Source organism: Terrabacter sp. NPDC080008, from assembly GCF_040702505.1.
In the GTDB taxonomy this organism is placed as follows: Bacteria; Actinomycetota; Actinomycetes; order Actinomycetales; family Dermatophilaceae; genus Terrabacter.
The window spans coordinates 393,968-414,880 of record NZ_JBFBLC010000003.1 but is presented as its reverse complement, the minus strand read 5'-3'; the positions used below and the strand labels follow the sequence as shown (position 1 = coordinate 414,880).

The following is a 20,913-nucleotide window of genomic DNA, read 5'->3' as shown; positions in this document are numbered from 1 at the left end:
ATCAGACCGGCTTGGCTGCCAGCAGGGTCAGCACCGCCCACACGATGGGCGCCACGACGACCATCGAGTCGAGCCGGTCCATGACTCCGCCGTGCCCGGGAAGGACGTTGGACATGTCCTTGATGCCGAGGTCGCGCTTGATCAGCGACTCCATGAGGTCGCCGATGGTGGCCGCGATCGCGACCCCGACGCCGAGCGCGAGGCCGATGACCCACGAGTGGTCGAGCAGCAGGTGCACGGTGATCGAGCCCCCCACGACGCACAGCACGACCGAGCCGGCGAAGCCCTCCCAGGACTTCTTCGGACTGATGGTGGGCGCCATGGGGTGCTTGCCGAAGAGGACGCCCGCGGCATACCCCCCGACGTCGCTGCACACGGTCGTGATGAGGAAGACGAACATCCGGCCCACCCCGTCGGGCGGCGCGAGCAGCAGCACGGCGAAGCCGACGAGGAAGGTCGGGTAGGTCGAGATGAAGACCCCGCCCAGGACGTCGCGGCCGGCGCCCTCGCGGCGTCCGGCGCCGCGCCAGAGCACCACGGCCAGGCCCGTCAGCGCCCACGCCACGAGCAGGCCGGCCGGTCCGTGGACGTAGGCCGCCCAGAGCATCCCGACCAGACCGACCAGCGGGGGGACGAGCGGCGCCTCCACGGCGGCGTGCCGCAGCGCGGCCCGCAGCTCCCAGAGGCCGATGCCGACCGCGACCGCGACGAGCAGCAGGAACGACTCCTTGCGGATGAGCAGGGTCGCGATGATGAGGACACCGAGCCCGACGCCCACGCCGATCGCGGCCGGCAGGTTGCGTCCGGCGCGGCTCTGCTTCTTCTCGAGGACCACCTCGGGCGGCAGCCCAGCCGACTCGTCGAGGGCCGGGTCGTAGGGAACCGGCTCGAGCGGCCCGTGACCGCCGTCTGCGCCGTCGGTCGCGTCGGCGCCGTCGCCCACGGCATCCGGTGGCCGCGCCGGATCCACGGGCTCCGACGGCTGGTCGGTCGTCATCTCCTGGTCGAGCACCGAGGTCACACCTCGAGCAGCTCGGTCTCCTTGGCCTTGACGAGGGTGTCGACGAGGTCGGTGTGCTTCTTCGTGAGCCCGTCGAGCTCCTTCTCGGCGCGCGTGCCGTCGTCCTCGCCGACCTCGCCGTCCTTGACGAGCTTGTCGAGGTCGGTCTTGGCCTTGCGCCGGATGTTGCGCACCGAGACGCGGGCCTCCTCGGCCTTGTGGTTCGCGAGCTTGATGTACTCCTTGCGGCGCTCCTCGGTCAGCTCCGGCATGACGCAGCGGATCTGGTTGCCGTCGCTGCTCGGGTTGACCCCGAGGTCGGAGTCGCGGATGGCGCGCTCGATGGCGTGCATGGCCGACTTGTCGAAGGGGATGACGAGGATGGTGCGAGGCTCGGGGTTCTGGAACGAGGCCAGCTGCTGCAGCGGCGTCGGGGCGCCGTAGTACTCGACCGTGAGCTTGTTGAACAGGCCCGGGTTGGCGCGGCCGGTGCGGATGCCCGCGAAGTCCTCCTTGAGGACCTCGACGGCCTTGTCCATCTTCTCCTCGGCCTCGAACATCGTCTCTTCGATCATGGCTCTTGGGTTTCCTCGTCCTCGTTCGTTCGTGGTCGTGCTCAGCGTGTTCGTATGCGGTGTGGCGCCGGCCGCGTCGTCGCCGCCGACCGGGCGCGGCGACCTGGCGTTCAGGCGTTGGTGACCAGCGTGCCGATCTTCTCACCGAGCAGGGCGCGCGTGATGTTTCCCGCGCCCTCCATGCCGAAGACGACCATCGGCAGCTTGTTCTCCATGCAGAGGCTGAAGGCGGCTGCGTCGACCACCTTGAGCCCCTCGGCGATGGCGTCGTTGAAGGTGAGCGTCTCGAGCTTCTTCGCCTCGGGGTTGGTGCGCGGGTCGGAGTCGTAGACGCCGTCGACGCCGTTCTTGGCGATGAGCACGGCGTCGCACTTGATCTCGAGGGCGCGCTGGGCGCTGACCGTGTCGGTCGAGAAGAACGGCATGCCGGCGCCGGCTCCGAAGATGACGACCCGGTGCTTCTCGAGGTGGCGGATGGCGCGTCGCGGGATGTACGGCTCGGCCACCTGCTGCATCGCGATCGCGGACTGCACGCGGGTCTCGACGTCCTCCTTCTCGAGGAAGTCCTGCAGGGCGAGGCAGTTCATGACGGTGCCGAGCATGCCCATGTAGTCGGCGCGGGTGCGGTCCATCCCCCGTTGCTGCAGCTCGGCGCCGCGGAAGAAGTTGCCTCCGCCGATGACGACGGCGACCTCGACGCCCTGGTGGACGGCCTCGGCGATCTGCTTGGCGATGCCGGACACGACGGCCGGGTCGAGGCCGATGCGGCCTCCGCCGAACACCTCACCGGAGAGCTTGAGAAGGACCCGGTGGAAGGGGGTCGTCTGGGCATCTGTCATGGCGCAGGGCCTCCTCGTGGGCAGCGTTCCGGCGGTCGGTCGATCTTTCCACATCCCCCGGGCATCGGCCGCATCGAGGGGCGAAGTGGGCCGGCGGGAGTCAGCCCTCGAGGACCCGTGGCAGAGCCGCGGCGAGGCGCGTGTAGTCGTCCTCGTCGTTGTAGGGGGCCGCGGCCAGCCGCAGGTAGCCGCGACCTGCGAAGGCGACCGGGGGCACGACGAAACCCGCGTAGTAGAGCCGCTGCCACAGCGCGTCGGCCGACTCCGTCGTCGTGGCGACGCCCTCCGGGAGCGCCACCAGCCGCAGGCAAGGAGCCGAGGGTATGCCGCCGAGCGGGTCGGGCGTGCCGAGAGCGTCCCGCACGACCTCCACTCCACTGGCCAGCAGCTCCGCGTTGCGCCCGACCTGCTCCCAGCCGCCGAGCGCCTCCCAGGCCGCGATGCCCTCGGGGACGGCGAGCCACGCCGAGTGGTCGACGGTGCCCTGCAGGTCGAAGCGCTCCGGGTAGGGCAGTCCGTGGCTCCAGGACGTGACGAGCGGGCGGAGCGACTCGCGGTGCTCCGGAGCGGCCCAGAGCGCGGCCGCGGCACGCGGCGCGTACGCCCACTTGTGCAGGTTGCCGGACCAGAAGGCGACGCCCAGGGACTCGATGTCCACCCCGGGCAGCGAGCCGGGCACGTGCGCGGCATCGACGAGGACCGGCACCGGCGCCACCGCCGCCACCACGTCGGCCACGGGGAGCACGAGCGCCGTCGGCGAGGTGATCTGGTCGATGACGACGAGGCGGGTGCGGTCGGTCACCGCGGCGGCGAATGCGGCCACGACGTCCCCGGGGTCGGCGTCGACGGGGAAGCTGGCGGTGCGGAGTGCGGCGCCGCGCACCTCGACGGACCAGCCGGCAGTCAGGTAGCCGTGGCTGCTGACGACGACGTCGTCACCGGGCCCGAGGCCCAGGCCCTGCGCCACCACGCCGACCGCCTCGGTCACGTTGCGCACCAAGGCGGTCGAGTCCTCCGGCACCCCGAGGAACGCGGCGGCCGCCTGCCGTGCGTGCGCGAGCTGGACGGGCAGCTCGTCACGGAAGGCGCGCATGGGGGCGCGCTCGATGCCGGCCCGGGCCCGCTCCTGGGCCTCGCGCACCGAGCGAGGGACCGCCCCGAACGCTCCGTGGTTGAGGTGGGTCAGGTCCGGGTCGAGCTCGAACAGCTCGGCGATGTCGCGACGCACGCGGCCATCCTGCCTCAGGGAGCGGAGCTCGACGCCATCAGCCCCGGGCAGGCCACCGCCTCGGCCTGGGTCAGGGGCGGGAGCGAGACAGCGCGCTCGCGGGAGCGTCCGAGGTTCCACGACAGCGCGTCCTCACGGGCCTCCCGTCCGGCGATGACCAAGGGCGTCACGATGCACGCCGACACCTCCCGCGGGAGCCCGGCCACGATCGTCGGGGTCGCGTCCGGTCCTAGCGAGCGCAGGTAGGCGAGGTCGAGCTTGCCCGTGGCCTGGAAGCGCTCGACGTTGCGCTGGGCGACCCACGCCTCGGGGTTCGCCAGGCCGCCGACGAGCACGAAGGCCGCCGCCGACACGAGGGCGGCCCGGGGCAGCCACCACCCCGACAGGCGCACCCCGGCGGCGAGGACGAGCACGACGAGCAGGCCCAGCCACAGCTCGAAGGCGTCGACGAGCACGCGCAGGACGGTGAAGCCGTACGCCTGCTGGTAGAGGTCCATGCGGTGCAGTGCCGAGGCGACGACGAGGAGCGTCAGCCCGCACAGGGCCCCGAGGGCGATCCGCAGCCGCAGCGCGTCACGCCGGCTCGACCGGGGCGCCTTGCGGACGGCGAGCGCCACGGTCGCCAGGGTGAGGAGCGTCGCCGCGGTGAGCTGGCCGAAGCCCTGGTGCACGTAGTCGGCATAGGTCAGGCCGGTGGTGCGCTGGATGTAGTCGTGTCCGCCGAACAGCGCCGCGGCCTGGGCGACGACGAAGGCGAGGAAGACGGCGGTGACGAGGGCGACCGGCACGAGCCACTCCCACGGATGCACGACGGGGCGTCCCTCCGGCAGCGAGACACGCTCGACGCGCGGCGGGTTGAGCGCGACGTACGTCGCGGCGAGGAGCGCACCGCCCATGACGAAGCCCACGAAGGTGCGGAAGACCAGGCTGTCCCAGCCGAGGTGCGGCACGAGCGCCCCGGCCCAGGACCCGAACAGGGCGTCGCCCGAGGCGAAGAGTCCACCGAAGACGACGAGCGCCACGAGCGAGACGGCCGCCGTGCGCACGACCGGCCACAGGACGTGGATCCGGCTGGTGGCGGCCACGGTGCGGCCGAGCAGCGGCAGGCCACGGACGGCGGCGAGCGGCCAGGAGGCGACGCCGGCGAGCAGCGGGAGCAGCCGCCGGGCATCGGTCAGCGCGGTCGTCAGCAGGACGATGCCGAGCAGGACCGCCAGCACGGTCAGCCACTCGGCGGCGCGGAGCACCGACAGGGAGGCGAGTGCGACGCACAGGACGCCCGTGAGGGCCGTCCACCGGGAGTGGCGGTGGCGCCTCGTGCGCCACAGGACCGCTCCCCCGAGGACGAGCACGCCGAAGAGGGCCAGGCCGAACTGGCGGTAGGGCAGCACGACGGCCGACAGGGCGCCGACCCCCATGCAGCCCAGCAGCAGACGCACCTGGGGGGCGAGCCCGGCCTCGGGCCAGAGGTCACCGAAGAGCGAGTCGACGACGGGACCCGGCGGCGCTACCGGGACGCCGCCGTATGCCGTGGGCTTGGGCGCCGCGGACACGTCTCCTTGCGTCGGCGCAGAGCTCGCGCCCCGACCGCCCTCGGCGGACGTCGCAACGCCGGCTCGGGACTGGGTGGGCGATGGCACGGTGGTCTCCTGCGGGTCGGGCGCGTCGGGCGCGTCGGGCACATGGGGGCGCGAGAGGGTGGGTCCCGGTGTCCGGGGCAGCACGGCCCGGAAGCGGGCTCCGTGCTCCCCCGGGTCGGGTCGGAGCGAGGCGATGGATCCGCCGTGCAGCTCGCACACCCAGCTCGCGATGGCCAGGCCGATGCCGGTGCCTCCACCCGAGTCGTCGCCGGAACCGAACCGGTCGAAGATGCGGTCGGCGTGCTCCTCCGGGACGCCGTCGCCCTCGTCGGCGACGAGGAGCCACCACCGGTCGGCGCCGTCCGGCCCGGCCGAGACCGTGACCCGGCCACCGGGCGGGCTGTGCCGGTCGGCATTGTCGAGGAGGTTGGCCAGCAGCTGGGCCAGGCGGGCCGGGTCGGCCGTGACCTTCAGTCCCGCCGGCACGTCGACGTGGTGGACGGTGCCGCGCCGGGACACCCCGGCCTCGGCGACGGCCGCCTCGACGAGCTCGCGCACGTCCACGGCCGAGAGCGCGAGCGGTGTGCGGCCGCCGTCGACCCGGCTGAGGTCGAGCAGGTCGCCGACGAGGGCCCCGAGGCGCTCGGCCTGTGCGAGCGCGCTCCGTAGGACGGCGTCGTCGGGCCGGACGACGCCGTCGACGAGGTTCTCGAGCAGCGCCTGCTGGGCGGCCAGGGGGGTCCTCAGCTCGTGCGAGACGGTCGCCACGAGCTGGCGGCGCTGGGAGTCCGCGCCGGCGAGGTCAGCCGCCATGGTGTTGAACGCGTGAGCGAGGACGCCGACCTCGTCGGCGGACGTGGCGGTGACGCGCCGGGAGTAGTCGCCGGTCGCCATCCTCGCCGCGGCAGCGGTCATCTCGCGCAGCGGCGAGGTCATCCCGCGGGCCAACCACTGCGTGACGCCGAGCGCGGCCACGACGGTCACGGGCAGGGTGAACCAGCCCGGCACCCCGGCGCGGTCACCGATGGTCGAGACCAGGGCGGCTGCGACGATGCTGACGGCGACGAGCAGCCCGAGCTTCGCCTTGATCGAGCGGACCCCGTCGAGGGGCCGGTCCGGGTTCACGGCCGCGCCGCCTGCGTCACCGGACCGGGCGGCTGAGCCTCGCGCGGATCCGCCTCCAGCGCGTAGCCGACCCCGTGGACGGTGCGCACCCGGGCGGCGCCGATCTTGGCGCGCAGCGACTTGACGTGGCTGTCGAGTGTGCGCGTCCGGCCCGCGTCGGCCCACCCCCACACCTCGCGCATCAGCTCGTCTCGGGCGCGAACGGCCCCCGGCTCCTCCGCCAGGGCCACGAGCAGGTCGAACTCGAGCGGCGTCAGGTGCACCGACGCACCCCGAACGGCGACGCGGCGCGTGCTGCGGTCGATGGTGAGGTCGCCGACCACGAGCAGCGGCTGCTGCGCAGCCGCGATCTCGCGCGCCCGGTCGACGCGGCGCAGCAGTGCGCGGACCCGGGCCACGACCTCGCGCATCCGGAAGGGCTTGGTGACGTAGTCGTCGGCGCCCACGCCGAGCCCGACGAGCAGGTCGGTCTCGTCGGCACGGGCCGTCAGCATGAGCACCGGCACGGGACGCAGCGCGTGGACCCGTCGGCACACCTCCAGCCCGTCGAAGCCGGGCAGCATGAGGTCGAGCACGACGAGGTCGGGCGCGTGCTGCTCGTGCGCCGTCACGGCACCAGGGCCGTCGAAGGCCTGCACGACCCGGAAGCCTTCGGCCGCAAAGCGATCGGTGAGGGCCTGGTTGATGGTCGGGTCGTCCTCGACGACGAGCAGCGTCGGCGGCTCCTCGCGTGGCGACCCCACGGCATACCCCTGTTCCATGTCCCAGAGCCTAGGAGCGGCCGTGGGGGTGGCGAGGGCGCGACGTGTGGAGATGCTGTGAAGACCCGCTCAGATGAAGAGCAGCTGCGCGCCCTCGGTCAGCTCGATGAAGTCCGACGCGGAGATGATCCCCTCGACGTCCTCGCGAAGGTCGGCCTCGGTCAGGTGCTGCATGTCCGCCGACATGCGGCAGGCCCACAGGTGGCCGCCCGAGGCGACGATCTGGTCGAGGAACTCGGGCACCTCGGGGACGTCCAGCTCGGCGATCGACTTCTTCAGCTGCGACGTGGCGAGGTGCGTCATGCCGGGCATGCCGCCGAGGCCCTGCGGAAGGTGGGTCGCCGTGTTGCCGAGCATCGTGAACTTCAGGTCTCCGGCGGTCTTGGTGTTGATCATGTCGAAGCCCCAGAAGGTGAAGAACAGGTGCGTCTCGACCCCCTCCCCGAGCGCGGCGTTGGCGAGGATCAGCCCCGGGTAGGCCATGTCGAGGTTGCCCTTGCTGCAGATGATGGCGAGCTTGCGGCCCTCTGACGCCGGGGTGTCGAAGGACGGGACGAGGGGGGCGGTGGTCGGCGTTGCCGTGTCGGTGGTCATCACACACATCCCTTCGGCTTGGGCAGGCCCGCGACGTAGGCCATCTTCTTGGCGGGCTTGGCGGGGAAGAGCTCGAAGATGGACTTGACGGGCGTCCCGGTCTGGGTGCTGACCCGCCGCAGGGTGGCCGTCTCCCCCTGCCGGGCGAAGTCCTCGCGGAGGAAGTGCACGAGCTTCCAGTGCTCGTCGGTCATGTCGATCCCGATGAGCCTCGCGAGCTCGGACCCGAGGTCGTCCGACCACTGGTCGGGACGGGTCAGGAAGCCCTCGTCGTTGACCTCGACGGCATGGCCGGCGATCGTCGTGGTGGGCATGGTGCCGCTCCTTGTCTGCGGTTACGCGGCGGGGACCTTCCCCGCCATCGACATCTGCGCGGGCAGGCCGAGGGGTCGTCCGGGGAGCAGGAGGTTCCAGTAGATGTGGCGGAACGCGAGCTTGCCGAGGTGGTTTGCGCGCGACTCCTTGAGCAGGGTCATCGGCCCCAGCCTCGGCAGCGGGAACGTGCCGGTCAGCGGCTCGGTGTCGTAGTTGAAGTCGAGGAGCATGGCCTTGCCGCCGCCCGACTCGACGAAGCAGTTGGCGTGGCCGTCGAACGAGTGGGTCATGCGCTGCCCGCGGATGTGCTGCAGGAAGTTCTCGACGAAGACCTCGACGGAGAAGTGGGCGACGGAGCCGGCCTTCGACGTCGGGATGTTGCTCGCGTCGCCGAGCACGAAGATCGAGGGGTGCTCGGTCGAGAGCAGCGTGTGCTTGTCGACCGGGACGTAGTTCAGCTCGTCGCCCAGCCCCGAGCGGGCGACGAACTCGGCGCCCATGTTGAGCGGGATCGTCACGAGCTGGTCGTAGTCGACCTCGCGCTCGTCGTAGGAGACGAGGACACGACGCTCCTGGTCGATGTGCTCGACCATGAAGTCGGTCTCGAGCGTGATTCCCTTGTCGGCCAGCAGGTGCCCGAGCTCCCGGCTCGCGACCGGCTTGGTGAAGGCGCCGTCGAGCGGGGTCACGAAGACGATCTCGGTCCGGTCGCGCAGGCCGCGGCGGCGCAGGTGGTCCTCGGCGAGGAAGGTGAACTCCAGGGGCGCCACGGGGCACTTGATCGGCATCTCCGTGACGTGCACGACGAGGCGCCCGCCCGAGAAGCCCGCCAGCGACTCACGCAGGGCCATCGCGCCCTCGTACGTGTAGAACTCCCCGACGCTGCGGTGCCAATCGGGCCCGAGCATCCCGGGCGTCTGGTCGGGACGCGGAGCGGTCCCGGTGGCGATGACGAGCTCGTCGTAGCCGAGGGTCCGGCCGTCGACGAGCGCGACCTCGCGGACCTCCGGGTCCACGCGGTCGACGTCGCCGAGCACGAGCTCGACTCCGTCGGCGATGAGCGAGTGCCGACTGCGCCTGACCTGCTCCGGCTCGATGAGCCCGAAGGGCAGGAAGAGGTAGCCCGGCTGGTAGTCGTGGACGTCGTCCTTGTCGACGACGGTGATGTGCCACTCGCCGGCGGGGAGGCGGTGCCTCAGCTTGTTGACGACCATGGTGCCGGCCGTGCCCGCTCCCAGGACCACGAGTGACTTCGTGGAGGTGGTCATGCTTCGACGGTACCCCTGCGGGTATGCCGCGGGCTGTGAACCACGGAACAGCGCCGGTGTGACCTCCGAGACACGTCCCCCGCGGTGACCGGAACTCTGCGTCCGACCGAACGCTGACGGGTGCGCCGGCACCGCGAGCCGGTGCCTCAGCCGTCCTCGCGGTCCGGGCTCTCCAGGCGGAAGAAGTTCGACTGCCGTCCGTCGCGCCGGTTCTCCTGGTAGATGAAGTTCAGCCGCCGGACGTCGAAGGTCTCGAACCACTCCTCCCAGCTGACGTGCCGCAGGTTCGCGTTGTCTCCACTGAAGTCCAGGCGCAGCACTCCCAGGTGGTCGCCGTGCTCCGTGCCGTCCACGGTCGCCGGGGTCGCGCCGCGTTCCCCCGCCCACTCCTTGATGACCTCGTGGTGCGTGGTGGCGAGACTACGGCCCTCACGTTCCGGCCCTTCCTCGGGGGACGTGATCTCCTGGGAGTACCTGATCGAGCTCGAGGTCTCCTCCCCCACGCGAACATGTCCTCCGTCGGGGCCGGCACCGAGGTCGCCTTCGTCGCCGCCCCCGTCGTCGTCGCCCTGGTCGCCTGCGCCGCCTGCCTGGCCCATGTCGCCGGCCTCGCCCACGAGGGCCGTCGTCGCGGTGATGGCCCCCGCCTCATGCTCTGACGTGCTGGCCGCTCCGGCGTCGTGGTAGCGCGGAGTCCGGTCGTCGTCCGCGTCGATGGGCACGCCCTCGTCCGCTCCGTTGCCATCATCCGCCGGGACGACCTCGCGCGCCGGCACCTCGACGAGGGCGCCCGAGGTCTCCGGGCCTTCCTCCGCGCCCTGCTGGTCCACCGGCTGCTCCACCGACCTGTCGCGCGCCTCGGTCGCGCCCGCCTCGAACACCTGGGGCCTCTGGTCCTGCGCACCCATCACGTCTCCTTCACTCCCGCTTCGGATGTGCGCATCCCCTACCCCGGGGCCTGCGCGACTCACGGCGTCGGCGGGGACCCACCGCGCCCTGAGGCACGCCGGGGCGCCGGAGACCGGGCCCGGACACGACGATGCCGGTCGCCCCCGAGGGAGCGACCGGCATACGTGGTCGTGCTGCGCGAGTGCGCGAGGAGGTCAGGACCTCACTGGCCGACGCGGAAGCGCGCGAAGGACTTCGCCGTGGCGCCGCCCTCCTCGAGCACCTTGCCGACCGTCTTCTTGGCGTCCTTGGCGAAGGCCTGCTCGAGCAGGACGTTCTCCTTGAAGAAGCCGTTGACGCGGCCCTCGACGATGCGGGGAAGGGCGGCCTCGGGCTTGCCCTCCTCCTTGGCCGTGGCCTCGGCGACGCGACGCTCGTTCTCGACCGTCTCGGCCGGGACCTCGTCGCGCGAGAGTACCGTCGGGCTGAACGCCGCGATGTGCATCGCGACGTCGCGGCCGACGGTGTCGTCGCCGCCCTCGAGGGCCACGAGGACACCGATCTGCGCGGGCAGGTCGGGGCTCGTCTTGTGCAGGTAGGAGACGACCTTCTCGCCCTCGAGGCGCGCCACGCGGCGGACCTCGATCTTCTCGCCGATGGTGGCGTTGGCCTCGTCGAGCAGCTCCTGGACGGTGCGGCCGTCCTCGAGGTTGCTCTTGAGGAGCGAGTCGGCGTCGGTCGCGCCGGAGGCGACGGCCTGCGCGAGGACCTGGTCGGCCAGGGCGATGAACTTCTCGCCCTTGGCGACGAAGTCGGTCTCGCAGTTGACCTCGACCAGCGTGCCGACGCCGTCGGCGGCCTGGGCGGTCACGAGGCCGTTGGAGGCCGAGCGGCCCTCACGCTTCGTGACGCCCTTGAGGCCCTTGACGCGAAGGATCTCGACGGCCTTGGCGCGGTCGCCGTCGGCCTCGTCGAGCGCCTTCTTGACGTCCATCATGCCGGCGCCGGTCTGCTCGCGCAGCGCCTTGATGTCAGCGGCGGTGTAGTTCGCCATGCTCTGTATCGCTCTTTTCGTCAGTGGAGATTGACTTGGGTGCTGGGGCGGTCGGCCGACAGGCTCAGGCCTGCTCGGCACCGGCCGTCGCGTCAGCAGCGGGGGCCTCGGCAGGAGCCTCTGCCGGAGCCTCGGCGGGGGCGTCGATCGCGATCTCGGCGGCGACCTCGGGGGCCGGCGTCTCGACCGGAGCGGTCTCGGTCGCGGCAGCGGCCTCGGCGTAGAGCTCGCGCTCCCACTCGGCCAGCGGCTCCTCGGCCTGCGCGTCGGCACCGGTCTTGCCGGACGAGCGCTGGACCAGGCCGTCGGCCACGGCGTCAGCGATGACCCGCGTCAGCAGCGTGACGGAGCGGATCGCGTCGTCGTTGCCGGGGATCTTGTAGTCGACCTCGTCGGGGTCGCAGTTCGTGTCGAGGATCGCGATGACCGGCAGGCCGAGCTTGCGGGCCTCGTCGACGGCGAGGTGCTCCTTCTTCGTGTCGACGATCCACACGGCCGAGGGGACCTTGGCCATCGTGCGGATGCCGCCGAGGGTCTTCTCGAGCTTGTCCTTCTCGCGCTTGAGGATGAGCAGCTCCTTCTTCGTGTAGCCCGAGCCGGCCACGTCGTCGAAGTTCAGCTCCTCGAGCTCCTTGAGGCGCGTGAGGCGCTTGGAGATCGTCTGGAAGTTGGTGAGCATGCCACCGAGCCAGCGGTGGTTGACGTACGGCATGCCGACGCGGGTCGCCTGCTCGGCGACGGGCTCCTGGGCCTGCTTCTTCGTGCCGACGAAGAGGATGGTGCCGCCGTGGGCGACCGTCTCCTTGACGAACTCGTAGGCGTTGTTGATGTACGTCAGCGACTGCTGCAGGTCGATGATGTAGATGCCGTTGCGCTCGGTCATGATGAAGCGCTTCATCTTCGGGTTCCAGCGACGGGTCTGGTGCCCGAAGTGGACGCCGCTCTCGAGGAGCTGGCGCATGGTGACGACGGCCATTGCCGTGTTCTCCCTTGTGTCGTTGTTGTCAGTTGTGCGTGGGCGGGCGACGCTCGGGGCCACGTGGAGCACGTGACCCGGCGGGCGGCGTACGACCTCACTCCTGGCGCCTGACGCACCCCGCCCCGCCCGAAGGTGGGGACTGCCGTGGTGCGACCCGGTCCGGCGGACCGGCAGAAGACGCGCGAATTTAGGCCCCGCGTGCGCAGGCACACGTGACCGCAGACCATGCTACGGGCTGACCCGGGTCGTGGTGAAATCGCGGACACCCGCCACAATGGCCCGCATGGCTCACTGGGTGGACACGGTCCCGACCTTCGTCGTCCTCACGGTGGTGCTGTTCCTGCCCGGCTGGCTCGTCGTGCGTGCCCTCGGCGCCCGTGGGCTCGAGGCGCTGGCCGTCTCGCCCGCCGTCTCCACCGGCATCATCGCCGCCTTCGCGACCGTGGCCCAGCGCGTCGGCGTCCGCTGGGGCCTCGTGCCGCTCCTCGTCGTGACGCTGGTGTCCGTCGCGGTGGCGTGGCTGGCCCGGCGACTCTTCGGCCGCCACGACACCGACCTGCACCCGGCCCGGCGCCTGTTGGGCCGTCCGCGCCCCGACGCCGTCGTCGCCATCGCGATCGGCGCCGTCCTCGCCCTCGCGACGATCCTGCCCGCGATCGGCCGGCCCGACCAGCTCGTCGACTCCCCCGACGCCGTCTACCACCTGGGCCGGATCAAGACCTTCCTCGAGTCCGGCAACTTCTCGATCGTCAACCCGACCTTCTATCCCAATGGCTTCCACGCGTGGGTGGCGACGGGCCTGCTGCCGGGCAGCGCCGGGGTGCTCCCGGGGACGAACGTCGCCACCATCGTGCTCGCGGCCGTGGCGTGGCCCGTGGGATGCGTGGCGCTCGTCCGGCACGCGCTGGGCACCTCGCGCCTCGTGACGTATGCCGCCGGGTTCGCCTCGGCGGCCTTCATCGCCTTCCCGACGACCCTCCTCGGCTGGGGGGTGCTGTGGCCCAACCTCATGGCGACCGCGCTGACCCCCGGCGCCCTCGCCCTGATGCTGCAGGCCGCGCGCTCGGGCCGGGTCGGCCAGTGGCTGGCCTTCGTGGCCGCGATGCCGGGCCTCGCGCTCATCCAGCCCAACGCGCTCGTCGCCCTCGTGGTGTTCGCCCTCGTGTGGTTCGCCACCGCCCGGCTGCGCGCCGGGCTGCTGCACCACGTCTCCTGGCTCGTTGTGGCCAGGGACCTCGGCATCGTGGCCGTGCTCGTCGCGGCCGGTCTGGTCGCGGCCCCGTCGGTCTCGGCCCAGCTCGCCTCGACGCAGTCCTACCAGTGGGACAACAAGGTCTCCGTGTGGACCGCGCTCGTCGAGGTCGTCGGGGGCCGCGTGCTGATCTCCGCGGTGCTCTGGGGCCTGCTCGTGCTGCTGGTCCTGGGAATCGGCTGGATCGTGCTGCGTGCCCGCGCTGCCCTTCCGGTCGTGGCCATGTGGGTGGCGTGCATCGTGCTCTACGTGCTCGCGGCGTGGTCGACGATGTCGTGGACCGCGCTGCTCACCGGCTACTGGTACAACGACAAGGTCCGGCTGGCCTCGCTGGCTGCCGTGCCGGGCGTCGTCATCGTGGCCGCCGCAGCGCCGGCCGCGCGGGCGCTGCTCTCCCGGGTGCCGGCGATCGGACGACGGCCCCTGCTGGCCGCGGTCGTCGCCGTGCTCGTCATCCCTGTGCTGACCCTCGGGCTCAACGGCGGGACCCGGGACGACATGCTGACCGGCTTCTTCCAGCCGGACGACCCCAAGAAGGTCATCCTCAGCGAGCAGGAGCAGCAGTCCCTCGCCCGACTGGCGCAGCTCATCCCGACGGGCCAGGCCGTCGTGGGACGGCCCGAGAACGGCTCGCCGCTCATGTGGCCGCTCTTCGGCACCGACACGCTCTACCGCTCCATCCCCATCCCGACGACCGGAGACCAGATCCTCATCGGCACCGGCTTCGACAACATGGCGCAGCGGCCCGACGTGTGCGAGGCCCTGGTCCGCAACAACGTCCGCTGGGCCATCGACTCGAGCCACGTCTACTGGCTCGACAAGCCGGAGCGGTCCTCGGGCCTGAAGGACCTCGACAAGGTCGACGGTGTCCAGGCGGTGCGCACGGACGGCGAGTACACCCTCTACCGCGTCACCGGGTGCGGCCTGGGCGGCGGCTCCGGGAGCCCGGCGACGTCCTGAGCCGGCCGGACGGCATACGCCCGGCACACCCCCAACGGCGAGGGCGTGTAACGCGGTGCGGCCGCCCGACGATGGGGTGGATGGAGATCCCGCCCGGACCCCTGACCAGGCGGGGTCTCCGCGCCTGGTCAGGGGTCCGCGGCCGGGGAGGCGCAGGCTCCGTGGCTACGCTCGGCCCATGAGGACGCCGCTGATCTCCCGGATGCACCCCTTCGGGCCCACGATCTTCGCCGAGATGTCGGCACTCGCCCAGCGCACCGGCAGCATCAACCTCGGGCAGGGCTTCCCCGACACCGACGGCCCGCGGGAGATGCTCGATGCGGCGAAGGCGGCCATCGACGGCGGTCGCAACCAGTACCCGCCGGGGGCCGGCGTGCCGGAGCTGCTCGACGCCGTCGCCGAGCACCAGCGGCGCTTCTACGGCCTGGCGCTCGACCCCTCGTCGCAGGTCCTGGTCACGGCAGGGGCCACCGAGGCGATCGCCGCCGTCGTGCTCGCGCTGTGCGAGCCCGGCGACGAGGTCGTCACCTTCGAGCCCTATTACGACTCGTATGCCGCGACGATCGCCCTCGCCGGCGCGACCCGCCGCACGTCGGTGCTGCGCTTCCCCGACTTCGCGGTCGACGAGGCGTCGCTGCGGGCGGCCTTCTCGGCGCGGACCCGCCTTGTGCTGCTCAACACCCCACACAACCCGACGGGGAAGGTCTTCACCCGCGCCGAGCTCGAGCTCGTCGCCGAGCTGGCGCGCGAGCACGACGCGTGGGTGGTCACAGACGAGGTGTACGAGCACCTCGTCTTCGACGGAGCCGAGCACGTGCCCATGGCCACGCTGCCCGGCATGTTCGATCGCACGATCACGATCAGCTCCGCGGGCAAGACCTTCTCGGCGACGGGCTGGAAGGTCGGGTGGCTCTCGGGGCCGGCCGAGGCCGTCAGCGCAGCCCGCACCGTCAAGCAGTTCCTCACCTTCGTCGCGTCGGGCCCGTTCCAACCGGCCGTCGCCGTCGCGCTCGGGCTCGGTGACGACGTGTATGCCGGCCTGCGCGACTCGCTGCAGGCCAAGCGTGACCTACTGTGCTCGGCGCTCGCCGCCTCCGGTCTGCAGGTGTCGCGCCCGGCGGGCACCTACTTCGTGATCGCGGACGCGGCACCGCTCGGCGCGGTGGACGGGCTGGAGTTCGCACGCCGGCTGCCGGGGCTCGCCGGGGTGGTGGGTGTGCCGGTGTCGGTCTTCCACGACAACCAGGAGGCGGCGCGCACGCTCGTCCGCTTCGCCTTCTGCAAGCAGGACGACGTCCTCGTGGAGGCCAGCCGGCGTCTCGCCGCCGCCGGTCGGGCGTAGCCCGCGCCCCACTCGAGACCGCGCCCGGCCCCATTCGAGAGCGCACCCCGCCCCACACGACAGCGCGCCCCGCCCCAATCGAGAGCACCCCGCCCCATCCGACTCACGCGCTGTGTGACTGGTGGGGTTGCCCGCACACTCGACTGTGACGAAGTGCGCTCTCGAGGGGCTGGTCGTCCACACCCTGCGGCCGCATCTGCGGTTTCCCACAGCGCAGGACGGTGTCACCCCATCCGGGAGGCTCCGCCGCCGAGCATGGGGAGATGTCGATCGGCTCGGGACTCCTGGCAGTGGTGCTCACCGCCGCCGCTGCGACCTCGGCGGGCGCAGGGCCGCCCAGCGACCTCGCGGCGGTTGCCCCCACGGCGCCGGCCGCCGGGCCGAGTACACCGGGTGATCGCACGGCGACCGGTCGGTGGGCGTGGCCGCTGCAGCCTCGGCCGGAGGTGGCGCGACGCTTCGACCGGCCCGACCAGCCGTGGCTGCCGGGACACCGCGGCCTCGACCTGGCCGCTACCAAGGGCCAGCGGGTGCTGGCTCCGACGGACGGCCAGGTCACCTGGGCCGGCGTCATCGCGGGGCGGTCCGTCGTCGTGGTGTCGCACGACGACGGCCTGCGGAGCACCTTCGAGCCGGTGGCTGCTTCCGTGCCGGTGGGCACCGTGCTCCGTCGTGGGGAGGCGGTCGGTGCCGTGACCTCCACCCCTGGGCACTGCGCTCCTCGCACCTGCGTGCACTGGGGTGTGTTGCGCGGAGAGACCTACCTGGACCCGCTGTCGTTCGTCGGCCGGGCCCGGGTGGTCCTGCTCCCCCTGACCTGAGGCGCCGCCCACGCCCGGCGCGCTCCGGACGGCCCATTCGGCCGGCCGTGCGCCGCCGTGTCGGGATCTCAGGCGCGCGGGTGTGCCTGCTCGTAGCTGCGGCGCAGCCGGTCGACCGACACGTGCGTGTAGATCTGGGTCGTGGCGAGGCTGGCGTGGCCGAGGATCTCCTGCACCATGCGCAGGTCGGCGCCACCTTCGAGCAGGTGGGTGGCGGCGCTGTGCCGAAGACCGTGCGGGCCGAGGTCGGGCGCGTCCGGGAGGTGCGAGAGCAGCTCGTGCACCGCCGAGCGCACCTGGCGGGTGTCGACGCGCCGTCCGCGCCGGCCGAGGAAGAGCGCCGGCCCCGAGTGGTCCCGCACGAGACGCGGGCGGACAGCCAGCCAGGCCTCGATGGCACGTCGTGCCGGGGCGCCAAAAGGCACGATGCGCTCCTTGGCCCCCTTGCCCATGACGCGCACGACGTCCTGCCCTCGGTCCACGTCGTCGATGTCGAGGGCCGCGAGCTCGCCGACCCGGATCCCGCTGGCGTAGAGCAGCTCCAGCATCGCCCGGTCCCGGACGTGGACGGGGTCGTCGTCGTCGGCGCGCGTCGCTGCCAGGTCGAGCAGCGCGCTCGCCTCGCCCTGGCGCAGGACCTCGGGAAGGTGCGCCTGCCGCCTCGGCGCCACCAGCCGCAGGGAGGGGTCGGTGGCGATACGCCCGGTGTGCTCGGCCCACCGCAGGAAGGTGCGGGCGGAGGCGGCGCGCCGCGCGATCGTGGCGCGGGCGGCGCCGGCATCGGCCTGCGCTCCCAGCCACGACCGGAGGTCACCGATGCGCAGCTCACCGATCTCCCCGATGCCCTGCTCCGCGGCGAAGGCGAGCAGGTGACGGACGTCGCCGAGATAGGCACGCCGGGTGTGGGCCGAACGTCCGCGCTCGGCACCGAGGTGACGGGAGAAGGCGTGGAGCAGCTCGGAGTGGTGCTGGAGCGCCTCCACCTCTTCGCCCACCTCGCCGTCCTCTCGGGGCCGCGCCACATCCGTCACTTGCGCACCATCGCAAAGGCGCGCGTCCTTGGCAAGCCCGCCCCGGAGGGCCCCCGTGGCAGCTCACCCCGTGGCAGCTCACCCCGTGGCAGCTCACCCCGTGGCAGCTCACCCCGTGGCAGCTCACCCCGTCCCGGCGCACCTCGTGGGGCTTCAACCCGCTGTCGTCAGCCGCCGTTGGGGCCGCTTGCGCCAGGTGCCGGCAGACTCGGTCACGAGCCCGAGGCGCTCGAGCCGCCCGAGGGCGGCACGCACAATCAGTGGCGACTGCCCGGCCGACCGCACGATGGCATCGAGGGGAAGGGCCGAGCGGAACGGCACGGCCTCGAGCACCGAGGCATCGAGCGACGGCAGCCCGTCCTCGGGGCGCACCGGCCCCCGACCCGGCTCGCAGGCGTCGTCCCCGAGGTCTCCCACGAGATCGATGACCTCCTCGGCGCTGGTCACGAGCACCGCGCGCCCGTCGCGGATCTCCTGGTGGCAACCGGAGGACGTCATCGAGGTGATCGGGCCCGGCACCGCACCGACGTGCCGGCCTGCCTCGATGGCGTGCTTGACGGTGTTGCGTGACCCTGAGCGCAGGTCTGCCTCCACGACCACGGTCCCGCGGGTCAGCCCGGCGATGAGCCGGTTGCGCGCCAGGAACCGCGACTTCATCGGCGCCGACCCCGGAGCGACCTCCGACACGACGAGGCCGTCGCGGGCGATCCTCGAGATGAGGGTGGCGTGGGCGCTCGGGTAGGGACGCTCGACCCCACCTGCGAGCACCGCGACCGTGGCGCCGTCGACCGCGAGCGCGCCGCGGTGCGCACTGCCGTCGATGCCGAAGGCCGCGCCCGACACGACCGACCAGCCGCGCTGGGCGAGGCCGGCGGCGAGGTCCGCCGCGACCTGCTCGCCGTAGGCGGTGGCCGTGCGGGAGCCGACGACCGACACCGAGCGCTCGACCGTCTCGGCGAGGTCGAGGGGACCGCGCACCCACAGGCAGTACGGCGGCACGGGAATGCTGCCGAGCCGCTCCGGCCACTCGTCGTCCGAGGGGATGACCACCCGCGCCCCGACCTTCGCCGCGATGTCGAGATCGCGTTCGGTGTCGAGCGCGGCCACCCGGGCCCGCAGCCGGGCCAGCCTCCCACGACCTGCACGGATCGCCGCCACCGCCGCGACCGCTCCCACCTCGTCGAGGAGGGTGCGCACCTCCGAGTCGCAGGGCTCCGCGAGCCGCGACAGGGCCGCTCGGGCGAACCGGTCAGCGTCCATGCTGCACCTCCTGGTGGTCATTGCTGTCATGTCTCATGCGGCCATCCCCGCCCGGTGGCGCAGCGACAGTGCGAGGTCGACCTCTTCGCGGCCGGGACGCTGCAGCCCCATGACGTCCGCGATGGTCCAGGCGCACCTCAGCGTCCGGTCGTAACCGCGCAGACTGAGGGCCCCGCCCTCCAGTGACCGGTCGAGCGTGGTCGTCGCGGAGGTCGGCAGGCGCCACGGACGCCCGCGCAGGACCGAGCCCGGCACGTCGGCGTTGACCCCTCGACGTGTCTCGAGCACCTCCCTCCAGCGCTCAGCCTGGGCGCTACGGGCTGCGGCGACCCGCGCCGCCACCGACGCCGTCGACTCACCGGGAGTCGCCCCGGCCATGGACAGGCCCGGCGGCTGCACGTGCACCTGCAGGTCCACGCGGTCGAGCAGCGGCCCGCTCAGCTTGCCGAAGTAGGACCTGCGCATCATCGGCGTGCACGTGCAGTCCAGCCCCTTGCCCCAGCCGTTGCCACAGGGGCAGGGGTTGGCGGCGAGGACGAGCTGGAACCTCGAGGGGAAGGTCACGGTCTCCTGGGCCCGGGCGATGGAGACCGACCCGCGCTCCAGCGGCGTGCGCAGCGACTGGAGCACTCCCTTGTCGAACTCGGGAGTCTCGTCGAGGAAGAGCACGCCGAGGTGCGCCTGGGTGATCGCGCCGGGGCGGATGCGGCCGGAGCCGCCCCCGATGACCGCCGCCTGGGAGGCGCCGTGGTGGGGCGCGACGAACGGCGGCCGGCTGATCAGTCGCACCTCCTCGCCGTCCCCCAGCGCGCCGAGGACCGAGTGGATCGCCGTGACCTCCATCGACCCGGCCTCGTCGAGGGCGGGCAGCAGGCCCGGCAGTCGCTCGGCGAGCATCGTCTTGCCGGCGCCGGGCGGACCGGCCAGCAGCAGGTGGTGGCCGCCGGCGGCCGCGATCTCGAGCGCGAGCTTGGCGTCCGCCTGGCCGACCACCTCACTGAGGTCACGCACCGGAGCGCGCTCCGGGGGCACGACGAGCGGCACGGGCACCTCCGCGACCAGCCGGCCCTTGCCCAGCGCGTCGTAGCGGTGCACGAGCTCCATGACGTCGGCGACCGGGTGCACGCGGACACCGGACACGAGCCGGGCCTCCCCCGCGTTGGCGACCGGCACCACGACGTGGCGCACACCGGCCAGCGCCGCCGCGCGGACCAGGGGCAGCACCCCCGGCACCGGGCGCACCGTCCCGTCGAGCCCCACCTCGCCGATGTGCACGACCTCGCGCACCACGGCGACCTTCACCAGCTCCATGGCGGCCGCGACCGCGACGAAGATGCCGAGGTCGAAGCCCGTGCCGACCTTCCGCTCCCCGGCCGGCGACAGGTTGACGGTGACGCGCCGCTGGCTGACCGGCATCTTGTCGATGAGGGCTGCCGCCGCCTTGATGCGGTCGGAGGACTGCTTGACGGCCGAGTCGCCCAGACCACTGATGGCGAAACCGGGCAGCCCCTGCGTGACGTGGGCCTCGACGTCGACCACGAAACCGGTCACGCCCCGCAGCCCCACCGAGCGCGTGCGCCCCAGCCCGGTGCCCATCAGCACACCCCGCGCAGGTGCTCGAGCCGCGCCCGGCCCGCCCGCGGGCGCAGGATCGAGATGACGTCGATGCGCAGCGCCAGGCCACGCGCGAGCTCGGAGTGCTCGTCGCGCCACAGCCCCGCGAGCCGCCGCAGGCGACGCTGCTTGGTCCACGTCACCGCCTCGAAGGGCGCGCCGTAGGCCTCGGTGGTGCGGGTCTTGACCTCGCAGACGACGAGGTCGCGGCCGTCGACCGCGACGACGTCGATCTCGCCCCGCACGCACCGCCAGTTGCGGTCCAGGATGGTCAGGCCCTGCGCGAGCAGGTAGCGGCACGCGAGGCGTTCGCCGTAGTCGCCGAGGGCGCGGGTGGAGAGGTCCATGCGGACCACCCTCGCCGGCGCGGCCCGGGGAGGACAGCGGTCAGCGCGGGGCTGTGGACGGCATACGTCCTCGGGAAGGG

Annotated in this window: 19 protein-coding genes; 3 read left to right on the top strand and 16 right to left on the bottom strand. The window is 72.4% G+C overall.

Annotated elements, in window-relative coordinates; all coding sequences use genetic code 11:
- Position 1: 1 nt before the first annotated feature.
- The 12 genes from AB0316_RS12105 to rpsB all read right to left on the bottom strand — a co-directional run bounded on the left by AB0316_RS12105 (position 2) and on the right by rpsB (position 12,203).
- The gene (locus tag AB0316_RS12105; protein ID WP_366273258.1) at positions 2–1,012 is read right to left on the bottom strand and encodes a phosphatidate cytidylyltransferase; all 1,011 of its coding nucleotides are present in this window, start codon (positions 1,010–1,012) and stop codon (positions 2–4) included.
- A gap of 5 nt (positions 1,013–1,017) precedes the next feature.
- Positions 1,018–1,575, bottom strand: a complete 558-nt coding sequence (frr, locus tag AB0316_RS12100) for a ribosome recycling factor (RefSeq protein ID WP_366273257.1) — start codon at positions 1,573–1,575, stop codon at positions 1,018–1,020.
- Between the two features lie 110 nt (positions 1,576–1,685).
- On the bottom strand, positions 1,686–2,414 hold the full coding sequence (gene pyrH, locus AB0316_RS12095) for a UMP kinase (RefSeq protein WP_366273256.1): 729 nt from the start codon (positions 2,412–2,414) through the stop codon (positions 1,686–1,688).
- Positions 2,415–2,514: 100 nt separating this feature from the next.
- On the bottom strand, positions 2,515–3,642 hold the full coding sequence (locus tag AB0316_RS12090; protein WP_366273255.1) for an aminotransferase class V-fold PLP-dependent enzyme: 1,128 nt from the start codon (positions 3,640–3,642) through the stop codon (positions 2,515–2,517).
- A 14-nt stretch (positions 3,643–3,656) separates the two neighbouring features.
- Positions 3,657–6,347 carry a DUF4153 domain-containing protein gene (locus AB0316_RS12085; RefSeq protein WP_366273254.1) on the bottom strand — a complete coding sequence of 897 codons (2,691 nt, stop codon included), beginning with the start codon at positions 6,345–6,347 and terminating at the stop codon, positions 3,657–3,659.
- Positions 6,344–7,108 carry a response regulator transcription factor gene (locus tag AB0316_RS12080; protein ID WP_366273253.1) on the bottom strand — a complete coding sequence of 255 codons (765 nt, stop codon included), beginning with the start codon at positions 7,106–7,108 and terminating at the stop codon, positions 6,344–6,346. Before AB0316_RS12080 ends, AB0316_RS12085 begins: the two co-directional genes overlap by 4 nt.
- A gap of 69 nt (positions 7,109–7,177) precedes the next feature.
- Positions 7,178–7,702 (bottom strand): DsrE/DsrF/DrsH-like family protein, encoded by a 525-nt coding sequence (locus AB0316_RS12075; RefSeq protein WP_366273252.1) that lies wholly within the window; start codon positions 7,700–7,702, stop codon positions 7,178–7,180.
- On the bottom strand, positions 7,702–8,016 hold the full coding sequence (locus AB0316_RS12070) for a TusE/DsrC/DsvC family sulfur relay protein (RefSeq protein ID WP_366273251.1): 315 nt from the start codon (positions 8,014–8,016) through the stop codon (positions 7,702–7,704). Before AB0316_RS12070 ends, AB0316_RS12075 begins: the two co-directional genes overlap by 1 nt.
- 21 nt (positions 8,017–8,037) lie before the next feature.
- Positions 8,038–9,285 carry an FAD/NAD(P)-binding oxidoreductase gene (locus tag AB0316_RS12065; RefSeq protein ID WP_366273250.1) on the bottom strand — a complete coding sequence of 416 codons (1,248 nt, stop codon included), beginning with the start codon at positions 9,283–9,285 and terminating at the stop codon, positions 8,038–8,040.
- Between the two features lie 146 nt (positions 9,286–9,431).
- Positions 9,432–10,193, bottom strand: a complete 762-nt coding sequence (locus AB0316_RS12060) for a hypothetical protein (RefSeq protein WP_366273249.1) — start codon at positions 10,191–10,193, stop codon at positions 9,432–9,434.
- A 203-nt stretch (positions 10,194–10,396) separates the two neighbouring features.
- A complete protein-coding gene (tsf, locus tag AB0316_RS12055) occupies positions 10,397–11,227 on the bottom strand; it encodes a translation elongation factor Ts (RefSeq protein WP_366273248.1) in 831 nt (276 codons plus the stop codon).
- A 64-nt stretch (positions 11,228–11,291) separates the two neighbouring features.
- A complete protein-coding gene (gene rpsB / locus AB0316_RS12050; protein WP_366273247.1) occupies positions 11,292–12,203 on the bottom strand; it encodes a 30S ribosomal protein S2 in 912 nt (303 codons plus the stop codon).
- A 286-nt stretch (positions 12,204–12,489) separates the two neighbouring features.
- Between rpsB and AB0316_RS12045 the strand changes: the two genes are divergently transcribed.
- The 3 genes from AB0316_RS12045 to AB0316_RS12035 all read left to right on the top strand — a co-directional run bounded on the left by AB0316_RS12045 (position 12,490) and on the right by AB0316_RS12035 (position 16,581).
- Positions 12,490–14,418: a DUF6541 family protein gene (locus AB0316_RS12045; protein ID WP_366273246.1), complete on the top strand. Its 1,929-nt coding sequence runs from the start codon at positions 12,490–12,492 to the stop codon at positions 14,416–14,418.
- A gap of 178 nt (positions 14,419–14,596) precedes the next feature.
- A complete protein-coding gene (locus AB0316_RS12040) occupies positions 14,597–15,760 on the top strand; it encodes a pyridoxal phosphate-dependent aminotransferase (protein ID WP_366273245.1) in 1,164 nt (387 codons plus the stop codon).
- Positions 15,761–16,023: 263 nt separating this feature from the next.
- Entirely contained in the window at positions 16,024–16,581 is a 558-nt protein-coding gene (locus AB0316_RS12035; RefSeq protein ID WP_366273244.1) for a M23 family metallopeptidase, read from the top strand.
- 68 nt (positions 16,582–16,649) lie between these two features.
- Here AB0316_RS12035 and AB0316_RS12030 read toward each other — a convergent pair whose 3' ends face one another.
- The 4 genes from AB0316_RS12030 to AB0316_RS12015 all read right to left on the bottom strand — a co-directional run bounded on the left by AB0316_RS12030 (position 16,650) and on the right by AB0316_RS12015 (position 20,833).
- A complete protein-coding gene (locus AB0316_RS12030; protein ID WP_366273243.1) occupies positions 16,650–17,576 on the bottom strand; it encodes a tyrosine recombinase XerC in 927 nt (308 codons plus the stop codon).
- A gap of 189 nt (positions 17,577–17,765) precedes the next feature.
- Positions 17,766–18,872 (bottom strand): DNA-processing protein DprA, encoded by a 1,107-nt coding sequence (gene dprA / locus AB0316_RS12025; protein ID WP_366273242.1) that lies wholly within the window; start codon positions 18,870–18,872, stop codon positions 17,766–17,768.
- Positions 18,873–18,905: 33 nt separating this feature from the next.
- Entirely contained in the window at positions 18,906–20,468 is a 1,563-nt protein-coding gene (locus AB0316_RS12020; RefSeq protein WP_366273241.1) for a YifB family Mg chelatase-like AAA ATPase, read from the bottom strand.
- Positions 20,468–20,833 carry a YraN family protein gene (locus tag AB0316_RS12015; protein ID WP_366273240.1) on the bottom strand — a complete coding sequence of 122 codons (366 nt, stop codon included), beginning with the start codon at positions 20,831–20,833 and terminating at the stop codon, positions 20,468–20,470. Before AB0316_RS12015 ends, AB0316_RS12020 begins: the two co-directional genes overlap by 1 nt.
- Positions 20,834–20,913 lie beyond the last annotated feature (80 nt).